Genomic DNA, 24,666 nt, shown 5'->3' with positions numbered 1-24,666 from the left:
ATGTGTGAGCTGAAATGAGCATGATGGTTTCATGCCGTTATAATCGCGGGGTTTTAAGGCTGAACTCTCAATACACAGGGACTCTGTATGCAAATTATCATGGGACTTATCGGCATGGTGGTGCTGTTAGCCATCGCTGTGCTCCTCTCCAGTAATCGAAAAGCCATCAACCTGCGTACCGTCCTCGGCGCCTGGATTATCCAGGTGGGGATCGGCGCGTTAATTCTCTACGTGCCGGCCGGGCGCACCGCGCTGCTGGCCATGTCGAACGGCGTTGCCAACGTGATTGCTTACGGCAATGAAGGGATCGGCTTTATCTTTGGCGGGCTGGTTTCCGACAAGATGTTTGAAGTCTTCGGCGGCGGCGGGTTTGTTTTTGCCCTGCGCGTCCTGCCGGTCATCGTCTTCTTCTCATCGCTGATCGCCGTGCTTTATTACCTCGGCATCATGCAGTTTGTTATCCGCATTCTCGGCGGGGCGCTGCGCGCGGTACTGAAAACCTCGCGCACGGAATCGCTCTCTGCCACGGCGAACATCTTCGTTGGCCAGACCGAAGCGCCGCTGGTGGTGCGTCCATATATCGCCACCATGACCCGTTCCGAGCTCTTCGCCGTGATGTGCGGGGGCCTGGCCTCGGTTGCGGGCTCCGTTCTGGCCGGTTACGCGCAGATGGGCGTACCGCTGGAATACCTGATTGCCGCTTCGTTTATGGCGGCGCCGGGCGGCCTGCTGTTCGCGAAGATTATCGTGCCCGAAACCGAGCAGCCCCGGGACAACCCGGCGATGGACAAAAACGACGCCGATCCGCAGGCGCCGGCGAACGTGCTGGATGCCGCCGCGTCCGGCGCGGCTTCCGGGATGCAGCTGGCGCTTAACGTCGGGGCGATGCTGCTGGCGTTTATCGCGCTGATTGCCCTGGTTAACGGTATTCTCTCCGGCGTGGGCGGCTGGTTTAACCATCCGGACCTGTCGCTGCAAATGATCCTCGGCTGGGTCTTCTCACCGCTGGCGTGGGTGATTGGCGTTCCGTGGAATGAGGCCACCGTTGCCGGCTCGTTTATCGGCCAGAAGCTGATTATCAACGAGTTTGTGGCCTACATGAATTTCGGTGAATACCTGAAAGCCGACGCCGAGGTCGCAGCCGCCGGTTTGCAGGTGATTTCAACCCACACCAAGGCCATCATCTCGTTTGCCCTGTGCGGTTTTGCCAATCTGTCATCCATTGCGATTCTGATTGGCGGACTGGGCGGCATGGCGCCTAATCGTCGCCAGGAAATTGCCCAGCTGGGCATGCGGGCCGTGGCGGCGGGGACGCTGTCTAACCTGATGAGCGCCACGATAGCGGGCGTCTTCCTCGCGCTATAGCGCCGTCGTTAATCACGACCCTACCCCGCGGCACCGCCGCCGCGGGGATCTCTCATCTGTGTGTTAAAATCCTATCATTTAATAATTATCTGTTTATCAATCACTCATGATGCATCTGGCATTTTTTCGCACAAAATGTCCGCGCTGATATCGAGGTTTACCGCGTGGGTATGTTACAATAATAACATTGCCTCGACGCTGAGATTCCTGATTATGCTTGAAGAGAGTCTGGCCTTCGGGGGGCATGCACAGGGATTTGTTATGTGATTCATATCACTCTACAGTAATGCAAATTAGTAATTAGTTTTCATTAACTGTGATGTATATCGAAGTGTAACGGCGAGGGGATGTTACAATAGTAACAGACTCGCAAGGTGAACAAACTTTAATACGGCAATACGCCGTCGGAGTATGAAATGACTGATTTAACGGCAAGCAGCCTGCGCGCGTTGAAACTGATGGACCTGACCACCCTGAACGATGACGACACCAATGAAAAAGTGATCGCGCTGTGCCACCAGGCCAAAACACCGGTAGGGAATACTGCCGCAGTATGCATCTACCCGCGCTTTATCCCGATCGCGCGTAAAACGCTGAACGAGCAGGGTACTCCGGATATCCGGATCGCGACGGTGACCAATTTCCCGCACGGTAACGATGATATTGCTATTGCGCTGGCGGAAACCCGCGCGGCGATAGCTTACGGCGCAGACGAAGTTGACGTCGTATTCCCTTACCGCGCGCTGATTGCCGGCAACGAACAGGTGGGTTTTGACCTGGTGAAAGCCTGTAAAGAAGCCTGCGCGGCGGCAAACGTGCTGCTGAAAGTGATTATCGAAACCGGTGAGCTGAAAGAAGAAGCGCTGATTCGTAAAGCATCTGAAATCGCCATCAAAGCCGGTGCCGATTTTATCAAAACGTCTACCGGTAAAGTTCCGGTCAATGCGACCCCGGAAAGCGCGCGCATCATGCTGGAAGTCATCCGCGATATGGGCGTTCAGCAGAGCGTCGGCTTCAAACCGGCGGGCGGCGTGCGTAGCGCAGAAGACGCGCAAAAGTTCCTCGCTATTGCCGATGAACTGTTCGGTGCCGACTGGGCCGACTCTCGTCACTACCGCTTTGGCGCTTCCAGCCTGCTGGCAAGCCTGCTGAAAGCGCTGGGTCACGGCGATGGTAAGAGCGCCAGCAGCTACTAATACGTAATTTGCCTGACCTCAAGGCCGGATGCTGTCCGGCCTGTGGTTGGTCTTTGACTCTTTCCTCGGGAGGTTATCTTGTTTCTCGCACAAGAAATTATTCGTAAAAAACGTGATGGTCATGCGCTGAGCGATGAAGAGATTCGTTTTTTCATCAACGGCATCCGCGACAACACCATCTCAGAAGGGCAGATCGCCGCGCTGGCGATGACCATTTTTTTCCACGATATGTCTATGCCGGAACGCGTTTCGCTGACCATGGCGATGCGGGATTCAGGGACCGTTCTCGACTGGAAGAGTCTTAACCTCAATGGCCCGATCGTCGATAAACACTCTACCGGCGGCGTAGGCGATGTGACCTCGCTGATGCTGGGGCCGATGGTCGCGGCCTGCGGCGGCTATGTCCCGATGATCTCGGGGCGCGGTCTCGGGCACACCGGCGGTACGCTCGACAAGCTGGAAGCGATTCCTGGGTTCGATATTTTCCCGGACGATAGCCGCTTCCGTGAAATCATTAAAGATGTCGGCGTCGCGATTATCGGGCAGACCAGCTCTCTGGCGCCGGCGGACAAACGTTTTTACGCCACGCGCGATATCACCGCAACGGTGGACTCTATCCCGCTGATCACCGCCTCCATTCTCGCCAAGAAGCTGGCGGAAGGCCTGGACGCGCTGGTGATGGATGTCAAAGTCGGCAGCGGCGCCTTTATGCCTACTTATGAGCTTTCCGCCGCGCTGGCCGAAGCGATCGTCGGGGTATCCAACGGCGCCGGCGTGCGGACGACCGCGCTGTTAACCGATATGAACCAGGTGCTGGCTTCCAGCGCCGGTAATGCGGTGGAAGTGCGTGAAGCCGTGCAGTTCCTCACCGGCGAGTACCGCAATCCGCGGCTGCTTGAGGTGACGATGGCGCTGTGCGTCGAGATGCTGATTTCCGGCAAGCTGGCGCAGAATGACGCCGACGCGCGGGCGAAGCTACAGGCGGTGCTGGATAACGGTAAAGCCGCAGAAGTCTTTGGCCGGATGGTGGCGGCGCAAAAAGGGCCGAACGACTTCGTGGAAAACTACGATAAGTATCTGCCGGCCGCGATGTTGAGCAAAGCCGTCTATGCCGAAGGCGAAGGGTTTGTCGCCGAAATGGACACCCGCGCGCTGGGCATGGCGGTGGTATCAATGGGCGGCGGTCGCCGTCAGGCATCGGATCTGATTGATTACAGCGTCGGTTTCACCGACGTGGTTCGCCTCGGCGCGCGTATCGACGCGCAGCAGCCGCTGGCGGTTATCCATGCTAAAGATGAAAACAGCTGGCAGGAAGCGGCCAAAGCCGTGAAAGCGGCCATTAAACTTGACGATAAAGCGCCTGAAATGACGCCGACGGTCTATCGTCGTATCACCGAATAGTTATATACTGATCTGATCGCTTTTTTGCAGCGCAAAAGGTACGGAGAATAATATGAAACGTGCATTTATTATGGTGCTGGACTCATTCGGCATCGGTGCGACTGAAGACGCCGATCGCTTTGGCGACGTCGGTTCAGACACCATGGGCCATATTGCAGAAGCCTGTGCCAAAGGCGAGGCTGACAACGGCCGCAAAGGCCCGCTCAATCTACCGAATCTGACCCGTCTGGGGCTGGTTAAAGCCCATGAGGGTTCTACCGGTAAAATTGCCGCCGGTATGGACGGCAGCGCGGACGTTATCGGCGCCTACGCATGGGCGCATGAGCTCTCTTCCGGTAAAGACACCCCGTCAGGCCACTGGGAAATCGCCGGCGTGCCGGTTCTGTTTGACTGGGGCTACTTCCCCGAGCATGAAAACAGCTTCCCGCAGGAACTTCTGGATAAACTGGTTAAGCGCGCAAACCTGCCGGGCTACCTCGGCAACTGCCACTCTTCCGGTACCGTTATCCTCGACCAGCTGGGCGAAGAGCATATGAAAACCGGCAAGCCGATTTTCTATACCTCCGCTGACTCGGTATTCCAGATTGCCTGCCATGAAGAGACCTTTGGTCTCGATAAGCTGTACGAGCTGTGTGAAATCGCGCGTGAAGAGCTGACCGAAGGCGGCTACAACATCGGTCGCGTTATCGCGCGTCCGTTTATCGGCGACAAAGCCGGCAACTTCCAGCGCACCGGTAACCGCCACGATTTGGCCGTTGAGCCGCCGGCGCCGACGGTGCTGCAGAAGCTGGTCGACGAGAAAAAGGGCCAGGTTGTATCGGTGGGTAAAATCGCCGATATCTACGCCAACTGCGGTATAACCAAAAAGGTGAAGGCGACCGGCCTGGATGCGCTGTTTGACGCCACCATCAAAGAGATGAAAGAAGCGGGAGACGAGACCATCGTCTTCACCAACTTCGTGGACTTCGACTCTTCCTGGGGCCACCGCCGCGACGTTGCAGGCTATGCCGCAGGGCTGGAGCTGTTCGATCGCCGTCTGCCGGAGCTGATGGAACTGGTCGGGGAAGATGACATTCTGATCCTGACCGCCGACCACGGCTGCGACCCGACCTGGACCGGTACCGACCATACCCGCGAGCACATTCCGGTGCTGATCTATGGCCCGAAAGTGAAGCCGGGTTCGCTGGGTCACCGCGAAACCTTCGCCGATATCGGCCAGACCCTGGCAACGTACTTCGGTACGTCTCCGATGGAATACGGCAAAAACATGCTGTGATTATTTGCCCGGTGAGCCTCGCTCGCCGGGCCTTTTTTGTCGACCTGATTAGGCATAGCCGCCATCAGGTAAAACATTCAGAAGGATTTAACGATGGCTACTCCACACATTAACGCAGAAATGGGCGATTTCGCTGACGTTGTGCTGATGCCTGGCGACCCGCTGCGCGCGAAGCACATTGCAGAAACGTTCCTTGAAGATGTCCGCGAAGTGAATAACGTGCGCGGTATGCTGGGCTTCACCGGTACCTACAAAGGCCGCAAAATTTCCGTTATGGGTCACGGCATGGGGATCCCGTCCTGCTCTATTTACGCAAAAGAGCTGATCACCGACTTCGGCGTCAAAAAAATCATTCGCGTCGGCTCCTGCGGCGCGGTGCGTATGGACGTTAAGCTGCGCGACGTGGTTATCGGCATGGGTGCCTGCACCGACTCTAAAGTTAACCGTATGCGTTTTAAGGACCACGACTTTGCGGCGATTGCCGACTTTGGCATGGTGCGTAACGCGGTTGACGCGGCAAAAGCGCTGGGCGTTGACGCTCGCGTGGGCAACATTTTCTCCGCTGACCTGTTCTATGCGCCGGACGGCGGCGAAATGTTCGACGTGATGGAAAAATACGGCATTCTGGGCGTGGAAATGGAAGCGGCTGGCATCTACGGCGTCGCGGCGGAATTTGGTGCGAAAGCGCTGACCATCTGCACGGTCTCCGACCACATCCGTACCCACGAGCAGACCAGCTCCGCTGAACGTCAGACGACCTTCAACGACATGATTAAAATCGCGCTGGAATCCGTTCTGCTGGGCGATAAAGAGTAATCATCTCTTCCGCCCTCTCCCTATGGGAGAGGGCCGGGGTGACCGCACGTTAGCGTACCGCGCCGGCAATCCATGCCGAGAGCTCCCGCAGCGCTTTCTCCTGCTCCGGGAAATCCACGAGTAATGCATCGCACTCCTGCTGCAGCATATCCGCGCGGTAGAGGCATCCCTGCAGCCTGGCGGCCAGCGCTTCCAGCGGCGCCGGGTTGAGGCTATCGGTAAAAATCTGCGTGCGCGTGATATGGCCTTTTTCGACGTCGAAATGGAGCTCTACGCCGCCCCAGGTAAAACGTTCATCCAGCAGATGGCTGAAGGCCGGAGCCTGGCCAAAGTTCCACTCCCAGCTGCTCTGGCGGGCAAAGGTCGCGGCAAAATTCGGCAGGTCCGGCATTTTCTCCGGAGAGATCACTTCGGCCTCCACGCGCTCGCCGTAATGGGCGAAGAACGCCTCCTGAATCGCTTCGCAAACCTGCTGATGGGTAATGCCCGGCAGCAGCTCGACCAGATTGGCTACCCGTCCGCGCACGGAGGTAATGCCTTTGGCCTGCAGCTTCTTCTTATCGGGATTGAGGTAGTTGGCCAGGCGGCTTAAATCGGCGTTCAGCAGCAGCGTACCGTGGTGAAAGCCGCGATCCATCGTTTCGCGATAGGCGGAACCGGAGACCTTGCGGTCGCCTTCGGCGGTTTTGACCACCAGATCGTTGCGGCCCGAGGCTTCCGCCGCTACGCCCAGCGCATTCAGCGCCGTCAGCACGATATTTGTGGAAACGGTTTTATCGTACTCCGGTTTGCCGGCCATAAAGGTAAAGCAGGTATTGCCCAGATCGTGGAATACCGCGCCGCCGCCGCTGCTGCGACGGGCCAGGCGCACGTTATCTTCTTCCATACGTCGGGTGTTGCACTCTTTCCACGGGTTCTGCGCGCGGCCAATGACCACCGTATCGGCATTGCGCCACAGAAACAGCACCCGTTGAGTCGCGGGCATCTGGCGAAAAATAGACTCCTCAACCGCCAGATTGAACCAGGGGTCGTAAGAGTCGGAGAGCAGCAGGCGCAGCGTTGACATGGCGATTTCCTTATTCTGATTCATCTTTATCTTCATCCTGCACCGGCTTATTGGCGGTGAGCAGGAAAGGCGATTGCTGCCAGCGGGTACGTTTACCCTGCAGCAGGGTGCGCGTCAGGACGACGCCGATGGCCAGAGATAGCAGCAGCATCAGACGCAGGATATTGGTGGTATTATCGACCTGCTGCGCTTCGGTGGCCAGGGTATGGGTATCCAGCGTCAGGCGCAGGTAGCCGAGCGGGCCGTTTTTACCCTGAACAGGTTCGACGATTTGCTGGTTGAAGTAGCCGCCGGCTTTTTTACCGTCCAGCGCCAGCCGATCGCGTACCTCGACGCTTTCGCCGGAACGCGCCACCAGGTCGCCCTGTTCGTCATATACGCCGGCGTCGAGGATCCGGCTTTTATGGGTAAGCTGATCCAGTAGCTGGCTAATCCGCTTTTCGTCGGGCGTTTCGCTACGCATCAGCGGCGCCAGGTTGAGCGTGACCTGCTGGGCGAGCGTGCGGGCCAGTTCTTCCAGCTGCGGATTGCGCTGCTTCTGGCTGTTCTGGCTGAACCATGAGGCCCCCTGCATCAGGGCGACGAGGAGCGCGAGACAGATCAGAACAATCACCGCGCGATGCAGCCGGAATTTAAGTTTTGCGCGTACCATATTCCACCTTTGAAAATTTGCAGCTTAATGTTGCCAGAAGCGCTGGTTACAAGGTAGCCTCATGCGTTATTTTCCTCGCCTGAATGAAGTTATGTGGAGCCGTGATGCCAAACAGTTTGACCTGGTGCGACCTGCCTGAAGATGTTTCCCAGTGGCCTGGATTGCCGCTTTCCCTGAGCGGTGATGAGGTCATGCCGTTGGATTATCATGCCGGACGCAGCGGCTGGCTGCTGTATGGTCGCGGTCTTAACAAGCGTCGCCTGACCGAGTGGCAGCGCGAACTGGGGGCGGCCCTGGTGATTGTTGCCTCCTGGGCGGTCGACGACTATCAGGTGATTCGGCTGGCTGGTTCTTTGACGCTACGAGCGACCCGTCTGGCCCATGAGGCCGGTTTTGACGTTGCGCCGCTGGGTAAAATCCCGCATTTACGTACGCCGGGGCTGCTGGTCATGGATATGGACTCGACGGCGATTCAGATTGAGTGCATTGATGAAATCGCCAAACTGGCCGGTACCGGCGAGCTGGTCTCTGAAGTGACCGAGCGCGCGATGCGCGGCGAACTTGATTTTACCGCCAGCCTGCGCCAGCGGGTGGCGACGCTGAAAGATGCCGATGCCAATATTCTGCTGCAGGTGCGGGAAACGCTGCCGCTGATGCCGGGCCTGACCCAGCTGGTGCTGAAGCTGGAAACGCTCGGCTGGAAAGTGGCGATCGCCTCCGGCGGCTTCACCTTCTTTGCCGAGTATCTGCGCGACAAGCTGCATCTCGACGCGGTGGTCGCCAACGAACTGGAGATCATGGACGGTAAGCTGACCGGCAACGTTATCGGCGATATCGTCGATGCGAAATATAAAGCCAATACGCTGCGTAAACTGGCGGAAAAGTATGAGATCCCGCCGGCGCAAACCGTCGCCATTGGCGATGGCGCAAACGATCTGCCGATGATTAAAGCGGCAGGGCTCGGCATCGCCTATCATGCTAAGCCCAAAGTTAATGAACTGGCGGAAGTGACAATCCGCCACGCTGACCTGATGGGGGTATTCTGTATTCTCTCCGGCAGCATGAATCAAAAGTAAGAGGTTAACGTGGCGAAAGCTCCAAAACGCGCATTTGTCTGTAATGAATGCGGTGCGGATTATCCGCGCTGGCAGGGGCAGTGCAGCGCCTGTCATGCCTGGAATACCATAACCGAGATGCGCATTGCCGCTTCGCCCCAGGTGGCAAGAAACGAACGTCTGTCAGGATATGCCGGTAATGCCGGCGTATCGAAAGTGCAGAAGCTCTCCGATATTAGCCTCGAAGCGCTGCCGCGCTTTTCGACCGGCTTTAAAGAGTTTGACCGCGTGCTCGGCGGCGGCGTGGTGCCGGGGAGCGCGATTCTGATCGGCGGCAACCCCGGCGCGGGTAAGTCGACGCTGCTGCTGCAAACCCTGTGTAAGCTCGCCGAAGGTATGAAAACGCTCTACGTCACCGGGGAAGAGTCGCTTCAGCAGGTGGCGATGCGCGCTCACCGTTTAGGCCTGCCGACGGCTAACCTCAATATGCTGTCAGAAACCAGCATTGAGCAGATTTGCCAGATTGCCGATGAAGAAAAGCCGCAGCTGATGGTTATCGACTCCATCCAGGTAATGCATATGGCCGACGTGCAGTCGTCGCCGGGCAGCGTGGCCCAGGTGCGCGAAACGGCGGCCTATTTAACGCGCTTTGCCAAGACGCGCGGCGTGGCTATCGTCATGGTCGGCCACGTGACCAAAGACGGCTCGCTGGCCGGGCCGAAAGTGCTGGAGCACTGTATCGACTGCTCCGTGCTGCTCGACGGCGACGCCGATTCTCGTTTCCGCACCCTGCGCAGTCATAAAAACCGCTTCGGCGCGGTCAACGAGCTGGGCGTATTCGCCATGACCGAGCAGGGGCTACGTGAAGTGAGCAACCCCTCGGCTATCTTTCTGAGCCGCGGTGACGAAGTGACTTCCGGCAGTTCGGTGATGGTGGTCTGGGAAGGCACGCGACCGCTGCTGGTGGAGATCCAGGCGCTGGTCGATCACTCGATGATGTCCAACCCGCGCCGCGTGGCGGTGGGGCTGGAGCAGAACCGTCTGGCGATCCTGCTGGCGGTCCTGCATCGTCACGGCGGTCTGCAGATGGCCGACCAGGACGTCTTCGTCAATGTGGTTGGTGGCGTGAAGGTCACCGAAACCAGCGCCGATCTGGCGCTGCTGCTGGCGATGGTTTCCAGCCTGCGCGACCGTCCGCTGCCCCAGGACCTGGTGGTTTTCGGCGAAGTGGGTCTGGCAGGCGAAATTCGCCCGGTGCCGAGCGGCCAGGAGCGTATTTCAGAAGCGGCTAAGCATGGTTTTCGTCGGGCGATTGTTCCGGCAGCCAATGTGCCGAAAAAAGTGCCGGAAGGGATGCAAATCTTTGGCGTGAAAAAGCTTGCGGACGCACTTAGCGTCTTTGACGACTTATAATAAGTTAAAAGGAGACTCGCGATGTCGTCATTTGACTATTTAAAAAGCGCCATAAAGCAGAAGGGGTGTACGCTACAGCAGGTAGCTGACGCCAGTGGGATGACAAAAGGCTATCTGAGCCAGCTGCTGAACGCGAAAATTAAAAGCCCCAGCGCGCAGAAGCTGGAAGCGCTGCACCGGTTTCTCGGGCTGGAGTTTCCGCGTCGGCAAAAAAGCGTTGGCGTGGTATTTGGTAAGTTTTACCCGCTGCATACCGGACATATCTATTTGATTCAGCGCGCCTGTAGCCAGGTCGATGAGCTGCACATCATTATGGGCTACGACGATCCCCGCGACCGCGAGCTGTTTGAAAAGAGCGCGATGTCGCAGCAGCCGACCGTGCCCGATCGCCTGCGCTGGCTGCTGCAGACCTTCAAGTACCAGAAAAATATCCGCATCCACGCCTTCAATGAAGAGGGGATGGAACCTTATCCGCACGGCTGGGACGTCTGGAGCCGCGGGATCCGCGCCTTTATGAACGAGAAGGGCATTGAGCCTAACTGGATCTACACCTCGGAAGAGGGCGACGCGCCGCAGTATCTGGATCATCTGGGAATTGAAACCGTACTCATCGATCCTAAACGCACCTTTATGAACATCAGCGGCGGGCAGATTCGTGAAAACCCGTTCCGCTATTGGGAATATATTCCTACCGAAGTGAAGCCGTTTTTCGTGCGCACGGTGGCGATCCTGGGCGGTGAATCGAGCGGTAAGTCGACGCTGGTGAATAAGCTATCCAATATCTTTAATACCACCAGCGCCTGGGAGTATGGCCGCGACTACGTCTTTTCGCACCTCGGCGGCGATGAGATGGCGCTGCAATATTCCGACTACGACAAGATTGCCCTCGGCCACGCGCAATATATTGATTTCGCTGTGAAGTATGCCAACAAGGTGGCGTTCATCGACACGGACTTTGTCAGCACCCAGGCGTTCTGTCTCAAGTACGAAGGGCGGGAACACCCCTTTGTGCAGGCGCTGATCGACGAGTATCGTTTTGACCTGGTCATTCTGCTGGAAAACAACACGCCGTGGGTGGCCGATGGTTTGCGTAGCCTTGGCAGCTCGGTGGACCGCAAAGAGTTTCAGACGCTGCTGGTGTCGTTGCTCAAGGAAAACGAGATAGATTTTGTGCATGTGAAAGAGGCCGACTACGATGCCCGCTTCCTGCGCTGCGTGGAGCTGGTGAAAGAGATGATGGGCGAGCAGGGATAGGCCTTCTGCGGCCTGATGCCGCATGAATGCCTGCGCCTGGCTACAGCCCTTTCCCGGCGGGAGAGGGGGCAAACACGAAAAAGGGCAACCTGCGTTGCCCTTTTGCTTTTACTTCGCGATACGTTTGTACTTAATACGCTTCGGCTCCAGCGCATCGGCGCCGAGGGTGCGTTTCTTGTACTCTTCGTATTCGGTAAAGTTACCTTCGAAGAATTCCACCTTACCTTCATCCTGGTAGTCCAGAATGTGGGTCGCGATGCGGTCGAGGAACCAGCGGTCGTGCGAGATAACCATCGCGCAGCCCGGGAACTCCAGCAGGGCGTTTTCCAGCGCGCGCAGGGTTTCGATATCCAGGTCGTTGGTGGGCTCATCGAGCAGCAGGACGTTACCGCCCACCTGCAGCAGCTTCGCCAGGTGCAGACGACCGCGCTCACCGCCGGACAGCTCGCCAACGCGCTTGCCCTGGTCAACGCCTTTGAAGTTAAAGCGGCCCACGTAGGCGCGGCTCGGCATCTCGGTGTTGCCAATCTTCATGATATCCAGCCCGCCGGAAACTTCTTCCCATACGGTTTTGCTGTTGTCCATCGCGTCGCGGAACTGATCGACGGAGGCCAGCTTGACGGTTTCACCCAGGGTGATTGAACCGGCATCAGGCTGTTCCTGACCGGACATCATGCGGAACAGGGTGGATTTACCCGCGCCGTTCGGGCCGATGATGCCGACGATAGCGCCTTTCGGTACCGAGAAGCTCAGGTCGTCAATCAGCAGACGGTCGCCGTAGGACTTACGCAGGTTGCTGACTTCAACCACTTTATCGCCCAGACGTGCGCCTGGCGGAATAAACAGTTCGTTAGTCTCGTTACGCTTCTGGTACTCGACGTTGTTAAGCTCTTCAAAGCGCGCCAGACGGGCTTTGCCCTTAGACTGACGGCCTTTCGCGCCCTGACGGACCCACTCCAGCTCTTTCTCGATTGACTTACGGCGCGCCGCTTCCTGAGAAGCTTCCTGCGCCAGACGCTGATCTTTCTGCTCCAGCCAGGAGGAGTAGTTGCCTTCCCACGGAATACCTTCGCCGCGGTCAAGCTCAAGGATCCAGCCGGCGACGTTATCGAGGAAGTAGCGGTCGTGGGTAATCGCCACGACGGTGCCTTCGAAATCGTGCAGGAAGCGTTCCAGCCACGCGACGGACTCTGCATCCAGGTGGTTAGTCGGTTCGTCGAGCAGCAGCATGTCTGGTTTTTCCAGCAGCAGGCGGCACAGCGCGACGCGGCGGCGCTCACCGCCGGACAGGTTGGCGATTTTCGCGTCCCAGTCCGGCAGACGCAGGGCATCCGCCGCGCGCTCAAGCTGGACGTTCAGGTTATGGCCATCGTGCGCCTGGATAATCTCTTCGAACTTGCCCTGCTGAGCGGCGAGCTTGTCGAAGTCGGCATCCGGCTCCGCGTATTTGGCGTACACCTCATCCAGACCTTTCAGGGCGTTGACCACTTCGGCCACCGCTTCTTCAACCGACTCACGTACGGTCTGCTCCGGATTGAGCTGCGGCTCCTGCGGCAGATAGCCGATTTTCAGGCCCGGCTGCGGACGGGCTTCGCCTTCGATATCGGTATCGATGCCGGCCATGATGCGCAGCAGGGTAGACTTACCGGCGCCGTTCAGACCGAGAACGCCGATTTTTGCGCCAGGGAAAAAGCTCAGGGAGATATTTTTCAGAATATGACGTTTCGGCGGAACCACTTTGCCGACACGATGCATGGTATAAACGAATTGAGCCACGTTGGACTTCGCCTCTTTTATATACTCTTCATCCCTCAGGCTCGCTTGATGCAGCCAGAATGATTTTGAGTAGGGTAGTGAATAGTTTTCAAAGGCGAAGTGTAGCCTTTTTCGCGCTTTAATCCCAGCGAGGCGATGGGATTCACAAAAGCGTAAAAAAATGTCCGGGACGTGGCGCGATTCGCGTTGTCTGATTAGCATATCTACGTAATACCTGAAATTTTTGCCCGCGGCATGATGCTGCTGTGGTGTATCTGAATAGAGGAAGAGCTTGTGGAAAAAGCCAAAACTGTGACGTGGCGTCTTCTGGCCGCCAGCGTAAGTCTGCTGACGTTAAGCCAACTGGCGCATGCGGATTCACTGGATGAACAGCGCAGCCGCTATGCTCAAATTAAACAGGCGTGGGACAGTCGACAAATGGACGTCGTCAATCAGCTGATGCCCACCCTGACGACCTATCCGCTCTATCCTTATCTCCAGTACCGGCAGATTACCGACGATCTGATGAACCAGCCGGCGCTGGTGGTGACCAACTTTATCGCCGCCAACCCGACGCTGCCTCCCGCGCGCTCGCTGAAATCACGGTTCGTCAATGAACTGGCGCGCCGTAGCGACTGGCGCGGCCTGCTGGCCTTCAGCCCGGATAAGCCGACCGGCACCGAGGCGCAGTGCAATTACTACTATGCGAAGTGGAACGTCGGCCAGGCTCAGGAGGCCTGGGACGGCGCCAAAGCGCTGTGGCTGAGCGGCAAAAGTCAGCCAAACGCCTGTGACCAGCTGTTTGGCGCCTGGCGCGCCTCCGGCCAGCAGGATCCGCTGGCCTACCTTGAACGCATTCGCCTGGCGATGAAAGCGGGCAATACCAGCCTGGTGCGGGTCCTGGCCCAGCAGATGCCTGCCGATTATCAAACGATTTCGACGGCGGTCATCGCGCTGGCTAACGATCCCAATAGCGTGATGACGTTCGCCCGGACAACCGGCGCGACGGATTTTACCCGCCAGATGGCGGCGGTCGCGTTTGCCAGCGTTGCGCGGCAGGATGTGGAAAATGCGCGCCTGATGATCCCCTCATTAGCGCAGGCGCAGCAGCTCAATGAAGATCAGATTCAGGAGCTGCGGGACATCGTCGCCTGGCGCCTGATGGGCAGCGACGTGACCGAAGAGCAGGCCATCTGGCGCGACGATGCCATCATGCGTTCGCAATCCACCTCGCTGGTGGAGCGCCGGGTTCGTATGGCGCTGGGCCTTGGGGACCGCCGGGGCCTGAACACCTGGCTGGCGCGCTTGCCGATGGAGGCGAAAGAGAAGGACGAATGGCGCTACTGGCAGGCCGATCTGCTGCTGGAGCGCGGGCGCGATGACGAAGCGAAAGATATTCTCCGCTCGCTGATGCAGCAGCGCGGCTTCTATCCGATGGTCGCCGCGCAGCGCCTTGGCGAGGAGTACAGGTTCCGCATCGATAAAGCGCCAGCGAACCTCGATCCGGCGCTGACCTCGGGGCCGGAAATGGCGCGGGTGCGCGAACTGATGTACTGGAATATGGATAACACCGCCCGCAGCGAGTGGGCCAATCTGGTCACCAGCAAGACCAAAGACCAGCAGGCGCAGCTGGCTCGTTACGCGTTTAATCAGAACTGGTGGGATCTCAGCGTCCAGGCCACCATCGCCGGTAAATTGTGGGATCAGCTGGAAGAGCGTTTCCCGCTGGCCTATAACGACCTCTTTACCCGCTATATCAGCGGTAAAGATATTCCGCAAAGCTACGCGATGGCCATTGCGCGTCAGGAGAGCGCCTGGAACCCGAAAGCCGGTTCACCGGTTGGCGCCCGCGGTCTGATGCAGATTATGCCGGGGACGGCAACGCATACGGTGAGCATGTTCAGTATTCCCGGCTATAGCGGTCCATCGCAGCTGCTCGATCCGGAAATGAACATCAACATTGGTACCAGCTATCTGCAATATGTTTACCAGCAGTTTGGCAATAACCGTATCTTCGCCTCCGCGGCCTATAACGCCGGTCCCGGGCGGGTGCGCACGTGGCGGGGCAACAGCGGCGGCCGCATTGACGCGGTGGCGTTTATTGAGAGCATTCCTTTCTCTGAAACGCGCGGCTACGTGAAAAACGTTTTGTCCTATGACGCCTACTATCGCTATTTTATGGGCCAGAAAGAGACGCTGCTGAGCGATACGGAGTGGAAGCTGCGCTATTAATATCGCCGTCGTCGGGCAACATCGTATTTCGCGATGTTGCCCGAAATCCGTAGAGTCCGGACAGAAGTATGTTATGCTTTGTACTCGTTAGTGAGTACATTCGACAGGTGGCGTAACATGACCCAACAATCCCCCTATTCAGCGGCGGTGGCCGAACAGCGTCATCAGGAGTGGCTGCGATTTGTTGCCCTCCTGCAGCAGGCGTACGCCGACGATCTCCATCTGCCGCTTTTACAGCTCATGCTGACGCCCGACGAGCGCGAGGCGCTGGGCACGCGGGTGCGTATTATTGAAGAGCTGCTGCGCGGCGAGATGAGCCAGCGCGAGCTGAAAAACGAGCTCGGCGCCGGGATCGCCACCATTACCCGCGGTTCGAACAGCCTGAAGTCAGCCCCGCCGGAGCTGCGTCTGTGGCTGGAGCAGGCGTTGATTAACGTTAACGATAAATAGCGTTATGAAACGGGCTTAGCGCCAGCACGACGGCCTGATGATAAACGCTGCTGCGCGTCAGTTTTCCGGCCGTAAATACGCCGATAGCGCCCTCTTTACGGCCAATTTCATCGATGCCGGTATACTGAGACATCACCGGCCCCAGCGCTTCTCCTGCCTGGACTTTTTCAAGAATGACCTGCGGCAGCGGCAGGGTCGCCGAGCGCGCTTCGCCGAGCAGGCTGCCGTCCTCGATCGTCACCCAGCTAAAGGTGCTGCCCTCATCGATGCCGGCTTCAATAGCGACCCAGAAGTCAGCATTGGGCTGCGCGCGACGCGCGTTAGCCACGCGGTTTCGTGCGCCAGCGCGCGTTTCGTCGCTGCCGAAAGGCTGTTCCGGCACGCCGCTCTCGACGGAGACGGACTCAATGTGGCAGGATCCTTCGCCGAAGATCTCGTTAAAAGCCTGCAGAATTGCCTGAATTTTGGCGGGATTAGTGGTAGCTGAGACAACATGGTGCATAATCAAAACAACTCAGAAATACTAAACATCATCGCAGTATACTCCAAATCATTCTTGTTGCAGGCGGCTATGCTTGTAGCTTAATGGTTAAGAGCTCATAACGGATAATAAAGCATGTTACAGGTATACCTTGTTCGCCACGGTGAAACGCAGTGGAACGCCGAGCGACGTATTCAGGGCCAGTCCGACAGTCCGCTTACCGCCCACGGTGAGCGTCAGGCCTGGCAGGTAGGCGAGCGCGCCAGAACGCTGGGGATTACGCATATTATCGCCAGCGATTTAGGCCGGACGCGGCGTACCGCAGAAATCATCGCTGAAGCCTGCGGATGCAGCGTCATGACCGATTCACGCTTGCGTGAGCTGGATATGGGCGTGCTGGAAAAGCGCCATATCGACTCGCTGAGCGAAGAAGAAGAGGGCTGGCGTCGACAGCTGGTTAACGGTACGCCCGACGGGCGCATCCCGCAGGGAGAGTCAATGCAGGAGCTGAGCGACCGTATGCACGCGGCGCTGACCTCTTGTCTGGAGCTGCCCGCAGGTAGCCGGCCGCTGCTGGTGAGCCACGGCATGGCGCTGGGGTGTCTGGTGAGTACGATTCTTGGCTTGCCCGCCTATGCGGAGCGTCGCCTGCGTCTGCGCAACTGCTCTATCTCTCGCGTTGACTATCAGCAAAGCCCCTGGCTGGCATCGGGATGGGTCGTGGAAACCGCGGGGGATGTCTCGCATCTTGATGCCCCCGCGATGGATGAGCTACAGCGTTAACGACGAATCGGAATCAGGTATTCGCAGCGCAGCTGAATAGGCGGTTCCTGATTCCGGTTTTCATCTTCCGGGAAGAAGCGTTCGATATCCAGGCCCTTACGACGAGTGAGATTGAGCATCGGCATGCAGGTGCCGTAAACCGTCAGAATAAATTCCTGTAGCCCGGTGCCCAATCCTTCGTAGGTAAACATCACGTATTCGCCGCCTTCCAGCGTCACCGGGTGGGCGTTGTGCAGATGGCCGTTAGCCAGCTCCGGCGTCAGCGCGGTGGTGTAAAACACCTCCTGCTCATCGTCTTTATCGAGGCTCGGACGCGGCTCATGCAGGCCGTACAGCGTCGGAGGAATCGATGGCGTATTGGCGAGGAATTCACGCCAGAACTGCACGCGCATCTGATTACGGAAATCGGAGATCTCTTCCAGCTTGCAGGTATAGCTCTGGGTCACGCCGACCAGCTGAGTGGTGTTCAGCGTGACGAATTCGTACTGCGGCATGGTGAACTCGCCCAGACGCAGCGGAGGACGCATACCGTAAGAGCTCCAGTCGGGGGAGCGTCGGTAAAGGGCTGGCGTCAACGAGAACTGTTTTTTAAATGCGCGAGTAAAAGTCTGCTGCGAGTCAAAGCGATACTGCAGCGCAATATCGAGAATCGGACGCGCGGTCAGGCGTAGGGCAACCGCTGACTTAGATAAGCGACGGGCGCGAATATAGGCACCAATGGCATGGCCGGTCACGTCCTTGAACATTCTTTGCAGATGCCACTTGGAATAACCCGCCTTCGCTGCCACATTGTCCAGTGAGAGTGGCTGATCCAGGTGACCTTCCAGCCAGCTAAGGAGATCGCGAATAATCCCTGCTTGATCCATAAAATATCCCCATCCTTAAACTCAGGTGCCTGATACTAAAGGTAGCGGATAATAGCATTTTTTGATGTTTTAGCATTCAGTGTTTTTTTTGCTTTTAAATGCGATTCTTCCAGAAGTATCGGTGGTAATTTTGTAAAGCTGTGATCTATAAAACTTTTCTTCTTAATGTGTGATAATCACTCAGCTAAATTTTTAAGAATGGTAACAATATGAAATACAAGAAGTTAGTGGCAGGTATGCTTTTACTGGCGGGGTCTCAGATGGCGCAGGCGGAGCAAATTGGCTCTGTGGATACCGTGTTTAAGTTCCTTGGGCCGGATCATAAAATTGTCGTAGAGGCCTTTGACGACCCGGATGTACAAAACGTGACGTGCTACATCAGCCGGGCGAAAACCGGGGGAATTAAAGGCGGGTTAGGGCTGGCGGAAGATACCTCTGATGCTGCGATCTCCTGTCAGCAGGTGGGGCCGATTGAGCTGACGGATAAAATCAAAAACGGTAAAACGCAGGGCGATGTCGTGTTCCAGAAACGCACCTCGCTGGTATTTAAAAAGCTGCAGGTGGTGCGCTTTTACGATGCCAAACGCAATGCGCTGGTCTATCTGACCTATTCGGATAAAATCGTCGATGGCTCGCCGAAGAACGCGATTAGCGCGGTGCCGATTATGCCATGGAATAAATAACAGGGAACGCCGATGCAACAACCGCGGATCTGGTTGGTGGAAGATGAGATGAGCATCGCCGATACGCTCGTCTACCAGCTGCAGCAGGAAGGATTTATCGTTACGGCGTTCGAGCGCGGGCTGCCGGCGCTCGATGCGGCACATCACCACCAACCCGACCTGGCGATTCTCGACGTCGGGCTGCCGGATATCAGCGGGTTTGAGCTCTGTCGGCGGCTGCTTGCTCGCTACCCGGCGCTGCCGGTGCTGTTCCTGACGGCCCGCAGCGAAGAGGTGGATAAGCTGCTTGGCCTGGAAATCGGCGCTGATGACTATATTGCCAAGCCATTTTCCCCTCGTGAAGTTTGCGCCAGAGTTCGCACCGTTCTGCGGCGGCTGCAGAAGTTCGCCGCCCCTCCACCGCTCTTGCGCGTGGGGGAGTTCACATTGAACGACGCCGCGGCTCGGGTCACCTGGTGCGGTCAGAGCCTGAATCTGACCCGCTATGAGTTTTTATTATTAAAAACGCTACTGCACTCTCCGGGGCGCATTTTTTCCCGCCAGCTGCTGATGGAGCAGGTATGGGGCGATGCGAACGAGAGCTTCGATCGTACCGTGGATACTCATATCAAAACGCTGCGCGCTAAGCTGCGAGAAGTGAACCCTGACATCTCCCCCATCAATACGCACCGCGGCATGGGATACAGCCTTGGAGGCTTCTGATGCGCATCGGTATGCGGCTGCTGATGGGCTACTTTTTGATTGTGGCGATCGCGGCCTGGTTTGTGCTTTCCATCTTCGTTCAGGAGATTAAACCCGGGGTCCGGCGGGCAACCGAAGGGACGCTGATTGATACGGCTACCCTGCTTGCCGAGCTGGCCCGCGAGGATTTACTCTCCGCCGATCCCCAGCACGGGCGCCTGGCCCAGGCTTTTCAAACGCTGCATCGCCAGCCGATCAACGCCAACATTGCCGGCATTAATAAAGTTCGCAATGAATATCACGTCTATATGACCGATGCGCAGGGCAAGGTGGTGTTTGATTCTGCGGGCAGTGCGCTGGGGCAAGACTACTCGCGCTGGAACGATGTCTGGCTCACTTTACGCGGGCAATACGGCGCGCGCAGCACGCGCAGCGATCCGAACGATGATAACAGCTCGGTGATGTATATTGCCGCGCCGGTGACTGACAGCGGCCGAATCATTGGCGTGCTAAGCGTCGGGAAACCCAATCTGGCCATGGCGCCGGTCATTAAACGCAGCGAGCGGCGTATTCTGTGGGCCGGCGGGGCGCTGCTGGGGATCGCGCTCCTGATAGGCGCTGCGATGGTATGGTGGATTAACTTTTCCATCGGCAAGCTGGTTCGCTACGCGGACTCCGTGACCGCCGATCGTCCGGTTCCGCTGCCGAATCTGGGCGGCAGCGAACTGCGTAAGCTGGCGCAGGCGCTGGAGAGTATGCGCCTTAAGCTTGAAGGTAAAAACGCCATTGAAAACTATATTTATGCGCTGACCCATGAGCTGAAGAGCCCGCTGGCGGCGATTCGCGGCGCGGCAGAAATTCTCCGTGAGGCTCCTCCGCCTGAGGTCGCCGCCCGTTTTACGCGTAATATTCTGGCGCAGAACGCGCGAATGCAGTCGCTGGTGGAAAATTTGCTCCAGCAGGCCCGGCTGGAGAACCGGCTGGAGATCGCCCGACGTCCCGTCCCCGTCGCTGAGCTATTTCATCGCCTGGCCGAGGAGCGCGAGATCGCGCTGGCGGCGAAAAAAGTGACGCTGCGCTGGCAGGATACGCCTCTGATGGTTGAAGGCGATCGGGAGCTTCTGGCGCAGGCGTTGGGTAATCTCGTTGATAATGCTATCGATTTCACGCCTTCCGCAGGGGAAATCCTGCTTGGTGCTGAAGAGCGTGATGGCGGCGTGCTGTTAACCGTATGCGATACGGGATGCGGCATTCCCGACTACGCCCTGGGGCGTATTTTTGAACGTTTCTATTCCCTGCCTCGTGAAAATGGGCAAAAAAGCAGTGGCCTGGGGCTGGCGTTTGTTCGTGAAGTCGCGCGCCTGCATCAGGGGGATATCCAGCTGGTTAATCGCCCTGAAGGCGGTGCGTGCGCTTTGCTGACACTTCACGCTCACTTCACATAGCTTCAAACTCTCCCCACACGGCCCCTTTAAGGTGAGCGCATCACTAAGGAGAGGGCTATGTTGAAATCACCACTATTCTGGAAAATGAGCACCCTGCTGGGGTGCATTTTACTGTTGTCGATCCCGCTGATGCTGGTCCGGCAGCTGATCGTTGAACGCGCGGACTATCGTAGCGACGTGGTTGACGCGCTGGAGAGCAGCACCAGCGGATCGCAGAAACTGGCTGGGCCGCTGATTGCCATTCCGGTGACCGAGACGCTAACGCGGGTTGAGGGAACTAAAACGGTAGAATATCAAACCCAATGGGTACACTACTGGCTGCCGGAGACGCTGGCGGTCACCGGTAATCAGGATGTTGAATCCCGGAGAATCGGTATCTATGAGGGGCAGATCTGGCACAATAATCTCAGCGTCAAAGCGCATTTTGAACCTTCGCGCATCAAGGCGCTCAGGAAGCAGACGATTACGCTGGGCAGACCGTTTCTGGTCGTCAGCGTCAGCGATGCGCGCGGTATTGGCGAGATTAAGTCACCAGAGCTCAATGGCGAGAGGCTACCCGTTGAGCCTGGGCCGGGTCTCGACGACAGCGGGGAGGGCATTCATATGCCGATGCCGCTGTTACTCCCTGAACAAAAAGCGCTGGATATTGAATTCACGCTCAATCTGAATGGCAGCGGCAGTTTCTCGGTGGTTCCGCTTGGGCGCAACAGTACCTTACAGCTTGCCGGCAATTGGCCGCACCCGGGGTTCCTTGGCGACTTTTTACCTGCAAAGCGGGAAGTCAGCCCAACAGGCTATAGCGCCCAGTGGCAAAGCACCTGGTTTGCCAACAATATGGCGAAGTTTTTTGTTGAGGGTCGGCAGATTGAGTGGCGTCAGTTGCCTGCTTTCAACGTGAATGTCACCACGCCCGCCGATCAATATCAGCTGACCGATCGGGCGACAAAATATGCCGTTCTGTTGATAACGCTGACGTTTATGGCATTTTTTGTTTTTGAAAGCTTAACGCGGTATCGCATGCACCCCATGCAGTATCTGCTGGTGGGGCTGTCGCTGGTCATGTTCTATCTGGTGCTGCTGGCGCTGTCCGAACATATCGGTTTTACGGCATCGTGGATTGCCGCCAGCCTGCTAGGCGCGCTTATCAACGGGGTGTATCTTCAGGCAGTATTGAATGGTTGGCGTAACAGTTTACTGTTCGTCTGCGCGCTACTGCTGCTGGACGGCGTTATGTGGATGCTGTTGCGATCGGAAGATAGCGCATTGCTGCTGGGGACCGGCGTATTGCTGCTGGCGTTAAGTGCGCTGATGTTCCTGACCCGCCACGTTGACTGGTACGCGTTATCTCTGCCGAAGGCAAAAGGTGAGCTGCCGGACGCTGGTCAGGATGACGATAAGCTCAGGATCTGGAAATAAAAAAACGGCGCGAATTGCGCCGTTTTTACGTTATGACAGCAAGAAAAACGGTGTTATTCCTGCAGGTCGCCACAGAAGCGGTACCCCTCGCCATGGATGGTGGCGATAATTTCCGGGGTGTCCGGAGTGGATTCAAAATGCTTACGAATGCGACGGATGGTCACGTCCACGGTACGGTCGTGCGGCTTCAGCTCACGGCCGGTCATTTTCTTCAGCAGTTCCGCACGCGACTGGATTTTGCCCGGATTTTCGCAGAAGTGCAGCATGGCGCGGAATTCACTGCGCGGCAGCTTGTACTGCTCACCATTGGGGCTTACCAGCGAGCGGCTATTGATATCCAGCTCCCAGCCGTTGAACTTATAGCTTTCCACGCTACGGCGCTCTTCGCTCACGGTACCCAGGTTCATGGTACGGGAGAGCAGGTTGCGCGCGCGGATCGTCAGTTCACGTGGGTTGAACGGTTTAGTGATATAATCATCGGCGCCAATTTCGAGGCCAAGGATTTTATCCACTTCGTTATCGCGGCCGGTGAGGAACATCAGCGCGACGTCCGCCTGCTCACGCAGTTCGCGTGCTAACAGGAGACCATTTTTACCCGGCAGGTTGATATCCATGATCACCAGGTTGATATCATTTTCAGACAGGATCTGATGCATTTCCGCGCCATCGGTCGCTTCGAATACATCATAACCTTCTGCTTCGAAAATACTTTTTAACGTGTTGCGTGTTACCAACTCGTCTTCAACGATAAGAATGTGCGGGGTCTGCATGTTTGCTACCTAAATTGCCAACTAAATCGAAACAGGAAGTACCAAAGTCCCTGACCTGCCTGGTGCATGTCGCAAATTAACATGCCCGGCGTAACATGACTAAAGTACGTAATTGCGTTCTTGATGCACTTTCCATCAACGTCAACAACATCATTAGCTTGGTCGTGGGTACTTTCCCTCTGGACCCGACGGTGTCAAAAACGGCTGTCATCCTAACCATTTTAACAGCAACATAACAGGCTAAGTGAGGCATGACACCCAATAAAACTACGCTTCGTTGACATATATCAAGTTCAATTGTAGCACGTTAACAGTCTTGTGAAATCATTGCATCTAAACGGGATTCATCTTCACAATTCATACTTCGCTCAATTAGTTGCAATGAGAAAATAATAAACGCGGTGAATCCAAAGCCTCAAAACGTACTCGGACGTAAATTTCATTGCCAAACATACGGATAAAGCCGTTCTGTTAACATACTCTGTGTCATGGTGCCTTGGGAATAGTTTAGTTTTTTTTATGGGTGATAAAGCTCAAATTTAGTGATTTTTGTTGCAAATTTGTAAATTCACGGCGCGTAAAATGAGGGAAAAAATCGTTATTCCCACCGCCTAAAAGGTAAAAGAGAAACCGAATGCGTTTATCAATTGTATTAGTGTCCCCGGCTCGGGCGGAAAACGTCGGGGCGGCAGCCAGAGCGATGAAAACCATGGGGTTTAGCGACATGCGTATCGTCGATAGCGAGGCGCATTTGCAGCCCGCCGCGCGCTGGGTCGCGCACGGTTCTGGCGATATCCTCGATAATATCAACACTTATGCCACGCTGGAGCAGGCGCTGCACGATGTTGATTTTACCGTGGCCACGACCGCCCGCAGCCGGGCGCGTTTCCACTACTATGCGACGCCGCAGCAGCTCCTGCCGCTGCTGGAAGAAAAAGCGCAGTGGATGCATCATGCCGCGCTGGTGTTTGGCCGGGAAGATTCTGGTCTGACGAATGAAGAGCTGGCCCTTGCCGATGTGTTGACCGGTGTGCCTATGGCGGCTGACTATCCTTCGCTAAACCTGGGGCAGTCGGTGATGGTCTATTGCTACCAGCTGACCTCATTGCTGCAGCAGGCCCCGTCAACCTCCGCCGACGCAGATGATAATCAACTGCAGGCGTTACGCCTGCGAACGCGCGATCTGCTTAATCGCCTCGGCGCGGGTGACGATGTAAAACTGTCCGACTGGCTGGAGCAGCGGATAGGACTTTTGCAGCAGCGAGACACCGCCATGCTGCATCGTTTACTGCACGATATTGAAAAAAACCTCCCAGGGTAAAATGCTGTCATATTATTTTCATATGGTTTTATGTGCTAATTATTGGCGTCTGGATGCGTAAATGCGGATGAATTGTCAGGTTGCTATGGCGTATTGGCCAGGTGTGAAAAAAAGGGCTAAAAGTAGAAATTCGTTGACTTAAGTCGACAGATACTTTAACCAATATAGGCACAGGACACAGACAGATAAAAATTACAGAGTACACAACATCCATGAATCGCATCGGCATGATCACCACGATTATCACCACCACTATTACCACAGGTAACGGTGCGGGCTGACGCGTACA

The 24,666-nt window shown here is 56.6% G+C and carries 24 protein-coding genes and 1 other annotated feature (1 of these 25 cut by a window edge); of the genes, 18 read left to right on the top strand and 6 right to left on the bottom strand.

Annotation, left to right across the window (positions count from 1 at the left end; all coding sequences use genetic code 11):
- Positions 1-87: 87 nt before the first annotated feature.
- From ABLU96_RS17540 to deoD, 5 genes are all read left to right on the top strand, one after another.
- Complete coding sequence (locus ABLU96_RS17540; RefSeq protein ID WP_014837350.1) at positions 88-1,365, top strand: NupC/NupG family nucleoside CNT transporter; 1,278 nt, start codon at positions 88-90, stop codon at positions 1,363-1,365.
- Positions 1,366-1,781: 416 nt separating this feature from the next.
- Positions 1,782-2,561 (top strand): deoxyribose-phosphate aldolase, encoded by a 780-nt coding sequence (gene deoC / locus ABLU96_RS17535; RefSeq protein WP_014837351.1) that lies wholly within the window; start codon positions 1,782-1,784, stop codon positions 2,559-2,561.
- Between the two features lie 78 nt (positions 2,562-2,639).
- Positions 2,640-3,962 (top strand): thymidine phosphorylase, encoded by a 1,323-nt coding sequence (gene deoA, locus ABLU96_RS17530; RefSeq protein ID WP_014227832.1) that lies wholly within the window; start codon positions 2,640-2,642, stop codon positions 3,960-3,962.
- Positions 3,963-4,014: 52 nt separating this feature from the next.
- On the top strand, positions 4,015-5,238 hold the full coding sequence (gene deoB / locus ABLU96_RS17525; protein WP_014837353.1) for a phosphopentomutase: 1,224 nt from the start codon (positions 4,015-4,017) through the stop codon (positions 5,236-5,238).
- Positions 5,239-5,331: 93 nt separating this feature from the next.
- Positions 5,332-6,054: a purine-nucleoside phosphorylase gene (gene deoD, locus ABLU96_RS17520; RefSeq protein ID WP_004098401.1), complete on the top strand. Its 723-nt coding sequence runs from the start codon at positions 5,332-5,334 to the stop codon at positions 6,052-6,054.
- 49 nt (positions 6,055-6,103) lie between these two features.
- On the opposite strand, the gene lplA is transcribed toward deoD, so the two are convergent.
- Together lplA and ABLU96_RS17510 are read right to left on the bottom strand one after the other, a co-directional pair.
- Positions 6,104-7,120 carry a lipoate--protein ligase LplA gene (gene lplA / locus ABLU96_RS17515; RefSeq protein ID WP_014227834.1) on the bottom strand — a complete coding sequence of 339 codons (1,017 nt, stop codon included), beginning with the start codon at positions 7,118-7,120 and terminating at the stop codon, positions 6,104-6,106.
- A gap of 10 nt (positions 7,121-7,130) precedes the next feature.
- Entirely contained in the window at positions 7,131-7,772 is a 642-nt protein-coding gene (locus ABLU96_RS17510) for a YtjB family periplasmic protein (protein ID WP_014227835.1), read from the bottom strand.
- 104 nt (positions 7,773-7,876) lie between these two features.
- On the opposite strand from ABLU96_RS17510, the gene serB reads away from it, so the two are divergent.
- From serB to nadR, 3 genes are read left to right on the top strand one after another with little or no spacing between them, the layout of a single operon-like run.
- Positions 7,877-8,848, top strand: coding sequence for a phosphoserine phosphatase (gene serB, locus ABLU96_RS17505; protein ID WP_014227836.1), 972 nt, complete (start codon positions 7,877-7,879; stop codon positions 8,846-8,848).
- Positions 8,849-8,857: 9 nt separating this feature from the next.
- Entirely contained in the window at positions 8,858-10,240 is a 1,383-nt protein-coding gene (radA, locus tag ABLU96_RS17500) for a DNA repair protein RadA (RefSeq protein ID WP_004098408.1), read from the top strand.
- Between the two features lie 21 nt (positions 10,241-10,261).
- A complete protein-coding gene (gene nadR / locus ABLU96_RS17495) occupies positions 10,262-11,494 on the top strand; it encodes a multifunctional transcriptional regulator/nicotinamide-nucleotide adenylyltransferase/ribosylnicotinamide kinase NadR (protein ID WP_004098414.1) in 1,233 nt (410 codons plus the stop codon).
- A 108-nt stretch (positions 11,495-11,602) separates the two neighbouring features.
- Here the strand turns inward: nadR and ettA are convergent, their stop codons facing one another.
- Positions 11,603-13,270 carry an energy-dependent translational throttle protein EttA gene (gene ettA / locus ABLU96_RS17490; RefSeq protein WP_014227837.1) on the bottom strand — a complete coding sequence of 556 codons (1,668 nt, stop codon included), beginning with the start codon at positions 13,268-13,270 and terminating at the stop codon, positions 11,603-11,605.
- Positions 13,271-13,543: 273 nt separating this feature from the next.
- Between ettA and sltY the strand changes: the two genes are divergently transcribed.
- Both sltY and trpR read left to right on the top strand, forming a co-directional pair.
- Complete coding sequence (gene sltY / locus ABLU96_RS17485; protein ID WP_064406223.1) at positions 13,544-15,481, top strand: murein transglycosylase; 1,938 nt, start codon at positions 13,544-13,546, stop codon at positions 15,479-15,481.
- Positions 15,482-15,598: 117 nt separating this feature from the next.
- Positions 15,599-15,931, top strand: coding sequence for a trp operon repressor (trpR, locus tag ABLU96_RS17480; protein WP_004098417.1), 333 nt, complete (start codon positions 15,599-15,601; stop codon positions 15,929-15,931).
- Here the strand turns inward: trpR and yjjX are convergent.
- Positions 15,918-16,433: an inosine/xanthosine triphosphatase gene (gene yjjX / locus ABLU96_RS17475; RefSeq protein WP_064406221.1), complete on the bottom strand. Its 516-nt coding sequence runs from the start codon at positions 16,431-16,433 to the stop codon at positions 15,918-15,920. The genes trpR and yjjX overlap by 14 nt on opposite strands.
- Positions 16,434-16,547: 114 nt before the next feature.
- On the opposite strand from yjjX, the gene gpmB reads away from it, so the two are divergent.
- The gene (gpmB, locus tag ABLU96_RS17470; RefSeq protein ID WP_014227840.1) at positions 16,548-17,195 is read left to right on the top strand and encodes a 2,3-diphosphoglycerate-dependent phosphoglycerate mutase GpmB; all 648 of its coding nucleotides are present in this window, start codon (positions 16,548-16,550) and stop codon (positions 17,193-17,195) included.
- On the opposite strand, the gene robA is transcribed toward gpmB, so the two are convergent.
- On the bottom strand, positions 17,192-18,061 hold the full coding sequence (gene robA, locus ABLU96_RS17465) for an MDR efflux pump AcrAB transcriptional activator RobA (RefSeq protein ID WP_014227841.1): 870 nt from the start codon (positions 18,059-18,061) through the stop codon (positions 17,192-17,194). The genes gpmB and robA overlap by 4 nt on opposite strands.
- 209 nt (positions 18,062-18,270) lie before the next feature.
- Between robA and creA the strand changes: the two genes are divergently transcribed.
- Genes creA through creD form a run of 4 tightly spaced genes read left to right on the top strand, consistent with a single transcriptional unit; the run spans position 18,271 to position 22,286 of the window.
- Positions 18,271-18,744 (top strand): protein CreA, encoded by a 474-nt coding sequence (creA, locus tag ABLU96_RS17460; protein ID WP_004098425.1) that lies wholly within the window; start codon positions 18,271-18,273, stop codon positions 18,742-18,744.
- Between the two features lie 12 nt (positions 18,745-18,756).
- Positions 18,757-19,446: a two-component system response regulator CreB gene (creB, locus tag ABLU96_RS17455; RefSeq protein ID WP_004098427.1), complete on the top strand. Its 690-nt coding sequence runs from the start codon at positions 18,757-18,759 to the stop codon at positions 19,444-19,446.
- Positions 19,446-20,870: a two-component system sensor histidine kinase CreC gene (gene creC / locus ABLU96_RS17450; RefSeq protein ID WP_025106862.1), complete on the top strand. Its 1,425-nt coding sequence runs from the start codon at positions 19,446-19,448 to the stop codon at positions 20,868-20,870. Before creB ends, creC begins: the two co-directional genes overlap by 1 nt.
- Positions 20,871-20,927: 57 nt before the next feature.
- Positions 20,928-22,286, top strand: coding sequence for a cell envelope integrity protein CreD (gene creD / locus ABLU96_RS17445; protein WP_049069365.1), 1,359 nt, complete (start codon positions 20,928-20,930; stop codon positions 22,284-22,286).
- 53 nt (positions 22,287-22,339) lie between these two features.
- On the opposite strand, the gene arcA is transcribed toward creD, so the two are convergent.
- Positions 22,340-23,056 carry a two-component system response regulator ArcA gene (gene arcA / locus ABLU96_RS17440; protein WP_002887843.1) on the bottom strand — a complete coding sequence of 239 codons (717 nt, stop codon included), beginning with the start codon at positions 23,054-23,056 and terminating at the stop codon, positions 22,340-22,342.
- Positions 23,057-23,151: 95 nt separating this feature from the next.
- Here arcA and yjjY point away from each other — a divergent pair, with 95 nt between their 5' ends.
- The 3 genes from yjjY (at position 23,152) to thrL (ending at position 24,658) form a co-directional block, all read left to right on the top strand.
- Positions 23,152-23,292: a protein YjjY gene (gene yjjY, locus ABLU96_RS17435; RefSeq protein WP_001541509.1), complete on the top strand. Its 141-nt coding sequence runs from the start codon at positions 23,152-23,154 to the stop codon at positions 23,290-23,292.
- A gap of 398 nt (positions 23,293-23,690) precedes the next feature.
- Positions 23,691-24,377 carry a tRNA/rRNA methyltransferase gene (locus ABLU96_RS17430; RefSeq protein ID WP_032747866.1) on the top strand — a complete coding sequence of 229 codons (687 nt, stop codon included), beginning with the start codon at positions 23,691-23,693 and terminating at the stop codon, positions 24,375-24,377.
- A gap of 212 nt (positions 24,378-24,589) precedes the next feature.
- Entirely contained in the window at positions 24,590-24,658 is a 69-nt protein-coding gene (thrL, locus tag ABLU96_RS17425; RefSeq protein WP_004222578.1) for a thr operon leader peptide, read from the top strand.
- Positions 24,597-24,666: a sequence feature (Thr leader region), on the top strand; it runs 48 nt beyond the window's last position. Its footprint overlaps the gene before it by 62 nt.

Source organism: Klebsiella sp. CN_Kp106 (assembly GCF_040064575.1).
Lineage (GTDB): Bacteria > Pseudomonadota > Gammaproteobacteria > Enterobacterales > Enterobacteriaceae > Klebsiella > Klebsiella michiganensis.
The sequence above is the reverse complement of the archived record's forward strand: the minus strand, read 5'-3'. Positions and strand labels throughout refer to the sequence as shown.

Bases quoted from the DNA above. Each gene is read 5' to 3' on its own strand.
- ABLU96_RS17540 (WP_014837350.1), top strand. From the start codon at position 88: ATGCAAATTATCATGGGACTTATCGGCATGGTGGTGCTGTTAGCCATC.
- deoC (WP_014837351.1), top strand. From the start codon at position 1,782: ATGACTGATTTAACGGCAAGCAGCCTGCGCGCGTTGAAACTGATGGAC.
- deoB (WP_014837353.1), top strand. From the start codon at position 4,015: ATGAAACGTGCATTTATTATGGTGCTGGACTCATTCGGCATCGGTGCG.
- deoD (WP_004098401.1), top strand. From the start codon at position 5,332: ATGGCTACTCCACACATTAACGCAGAAATGGGCGATTTCGCTGACGTT.
- lplA (WP_014227834.1), bottom strand. From the start codon at position 7,120: ATGTCAACGCTGCGCCTGCTGCTCTCCGACTCTTACGACCCCTGGTTC.
- ABLU96_RS17510 (WP_014227835.1), bottom strand. From the start codon at position 7,772: ATGGTACGCGCAAAACTTAAATTCCGGCTGCATCGCGCGGTGATTGTT.
- serB (WP_014227836.1), top strand. From the start codon at position 7,877: ATGCCAAACAGTTTGACCTGGTGCGACCTGCCTGAAGATGTTTCCCAG.
- nadR (WP_004098414.1), top strand. From the start codon at position 10,262: ATGTCGTCATTTGACTATTTAAAAAGCGCCATAAAGCAGAAGGGGTGT.
- trpR (WP_004098417.1), top strand. From the start codon at position 15,599: ATGACCCAACAATCCCCCTATTCAGCGGCGGTGGCCGAACAGCGTCAT.
- yjjX (WP_064406221.1), bottom strand. From the start codon at position 16,433: ATGCACCATGTTGTCTCAGCTACCACTAATCCCGCCAAAATTCAGGCA.
- gpmB (WP_014227840.1), top strand. From the start codon at position 16,548: ATGTTACAGGTATACCTTGTTCGCCACGGTGAAACGCAGTGGAACGCC.
- robA (WP_014227841.1), bottom strand. From the start codon at position 18,061: ATGGATCAAGCAGGGATTATTCGCGATCTCCTTAGCTGGCTGGAAGGT.
- creA (WP_004098425.1), top strand. From the start codon at position 18,271: ATGAAATACAAGAAGTTAGTGGCAGGTATGCTTTTACTGGCGGGGTCT.
- creB (WP_004098427.1), top strand. From the start codon at position 18,757: ATGCAACAACCGCGGATCTGGTTGGTGGAAGATGAGATGAGCATCGCC.
- creC (WP_025106862.1), top strand. From the start codon at position 19,446: ATGCGCATCGGTATGCGGCTGCTGATGGGCTACTTTTTGATTGTGGCG.
- creD (WP_049069365.1), top strand. From the start codon at position 20,928: ATGTTGAAATCACCACTATTCTGGAAAATGAGCACCCTGCTGGGGTGC.
- arcA (WP_002887843.1), bottom strand. From the start codon at position 23,056: ATGCAGACCCCGCACATTCTTATCGTTGAAGACGAGTTGGTAACACGC.
- yjjY (WP_001541509.1), top strand. From the start codon at position 23,152: ATGACTAAAGTACGTAATTGCGTTCTTGATGCACTTTCCATCAACGTC.
- ABLU96_RS17430 (WP_032747866.1), top strand. From the start codon at position 23,691: ATGCGTTTATCAATTGTATTAGTGTCCCCGGCTCGGGCGGAAAACGTC.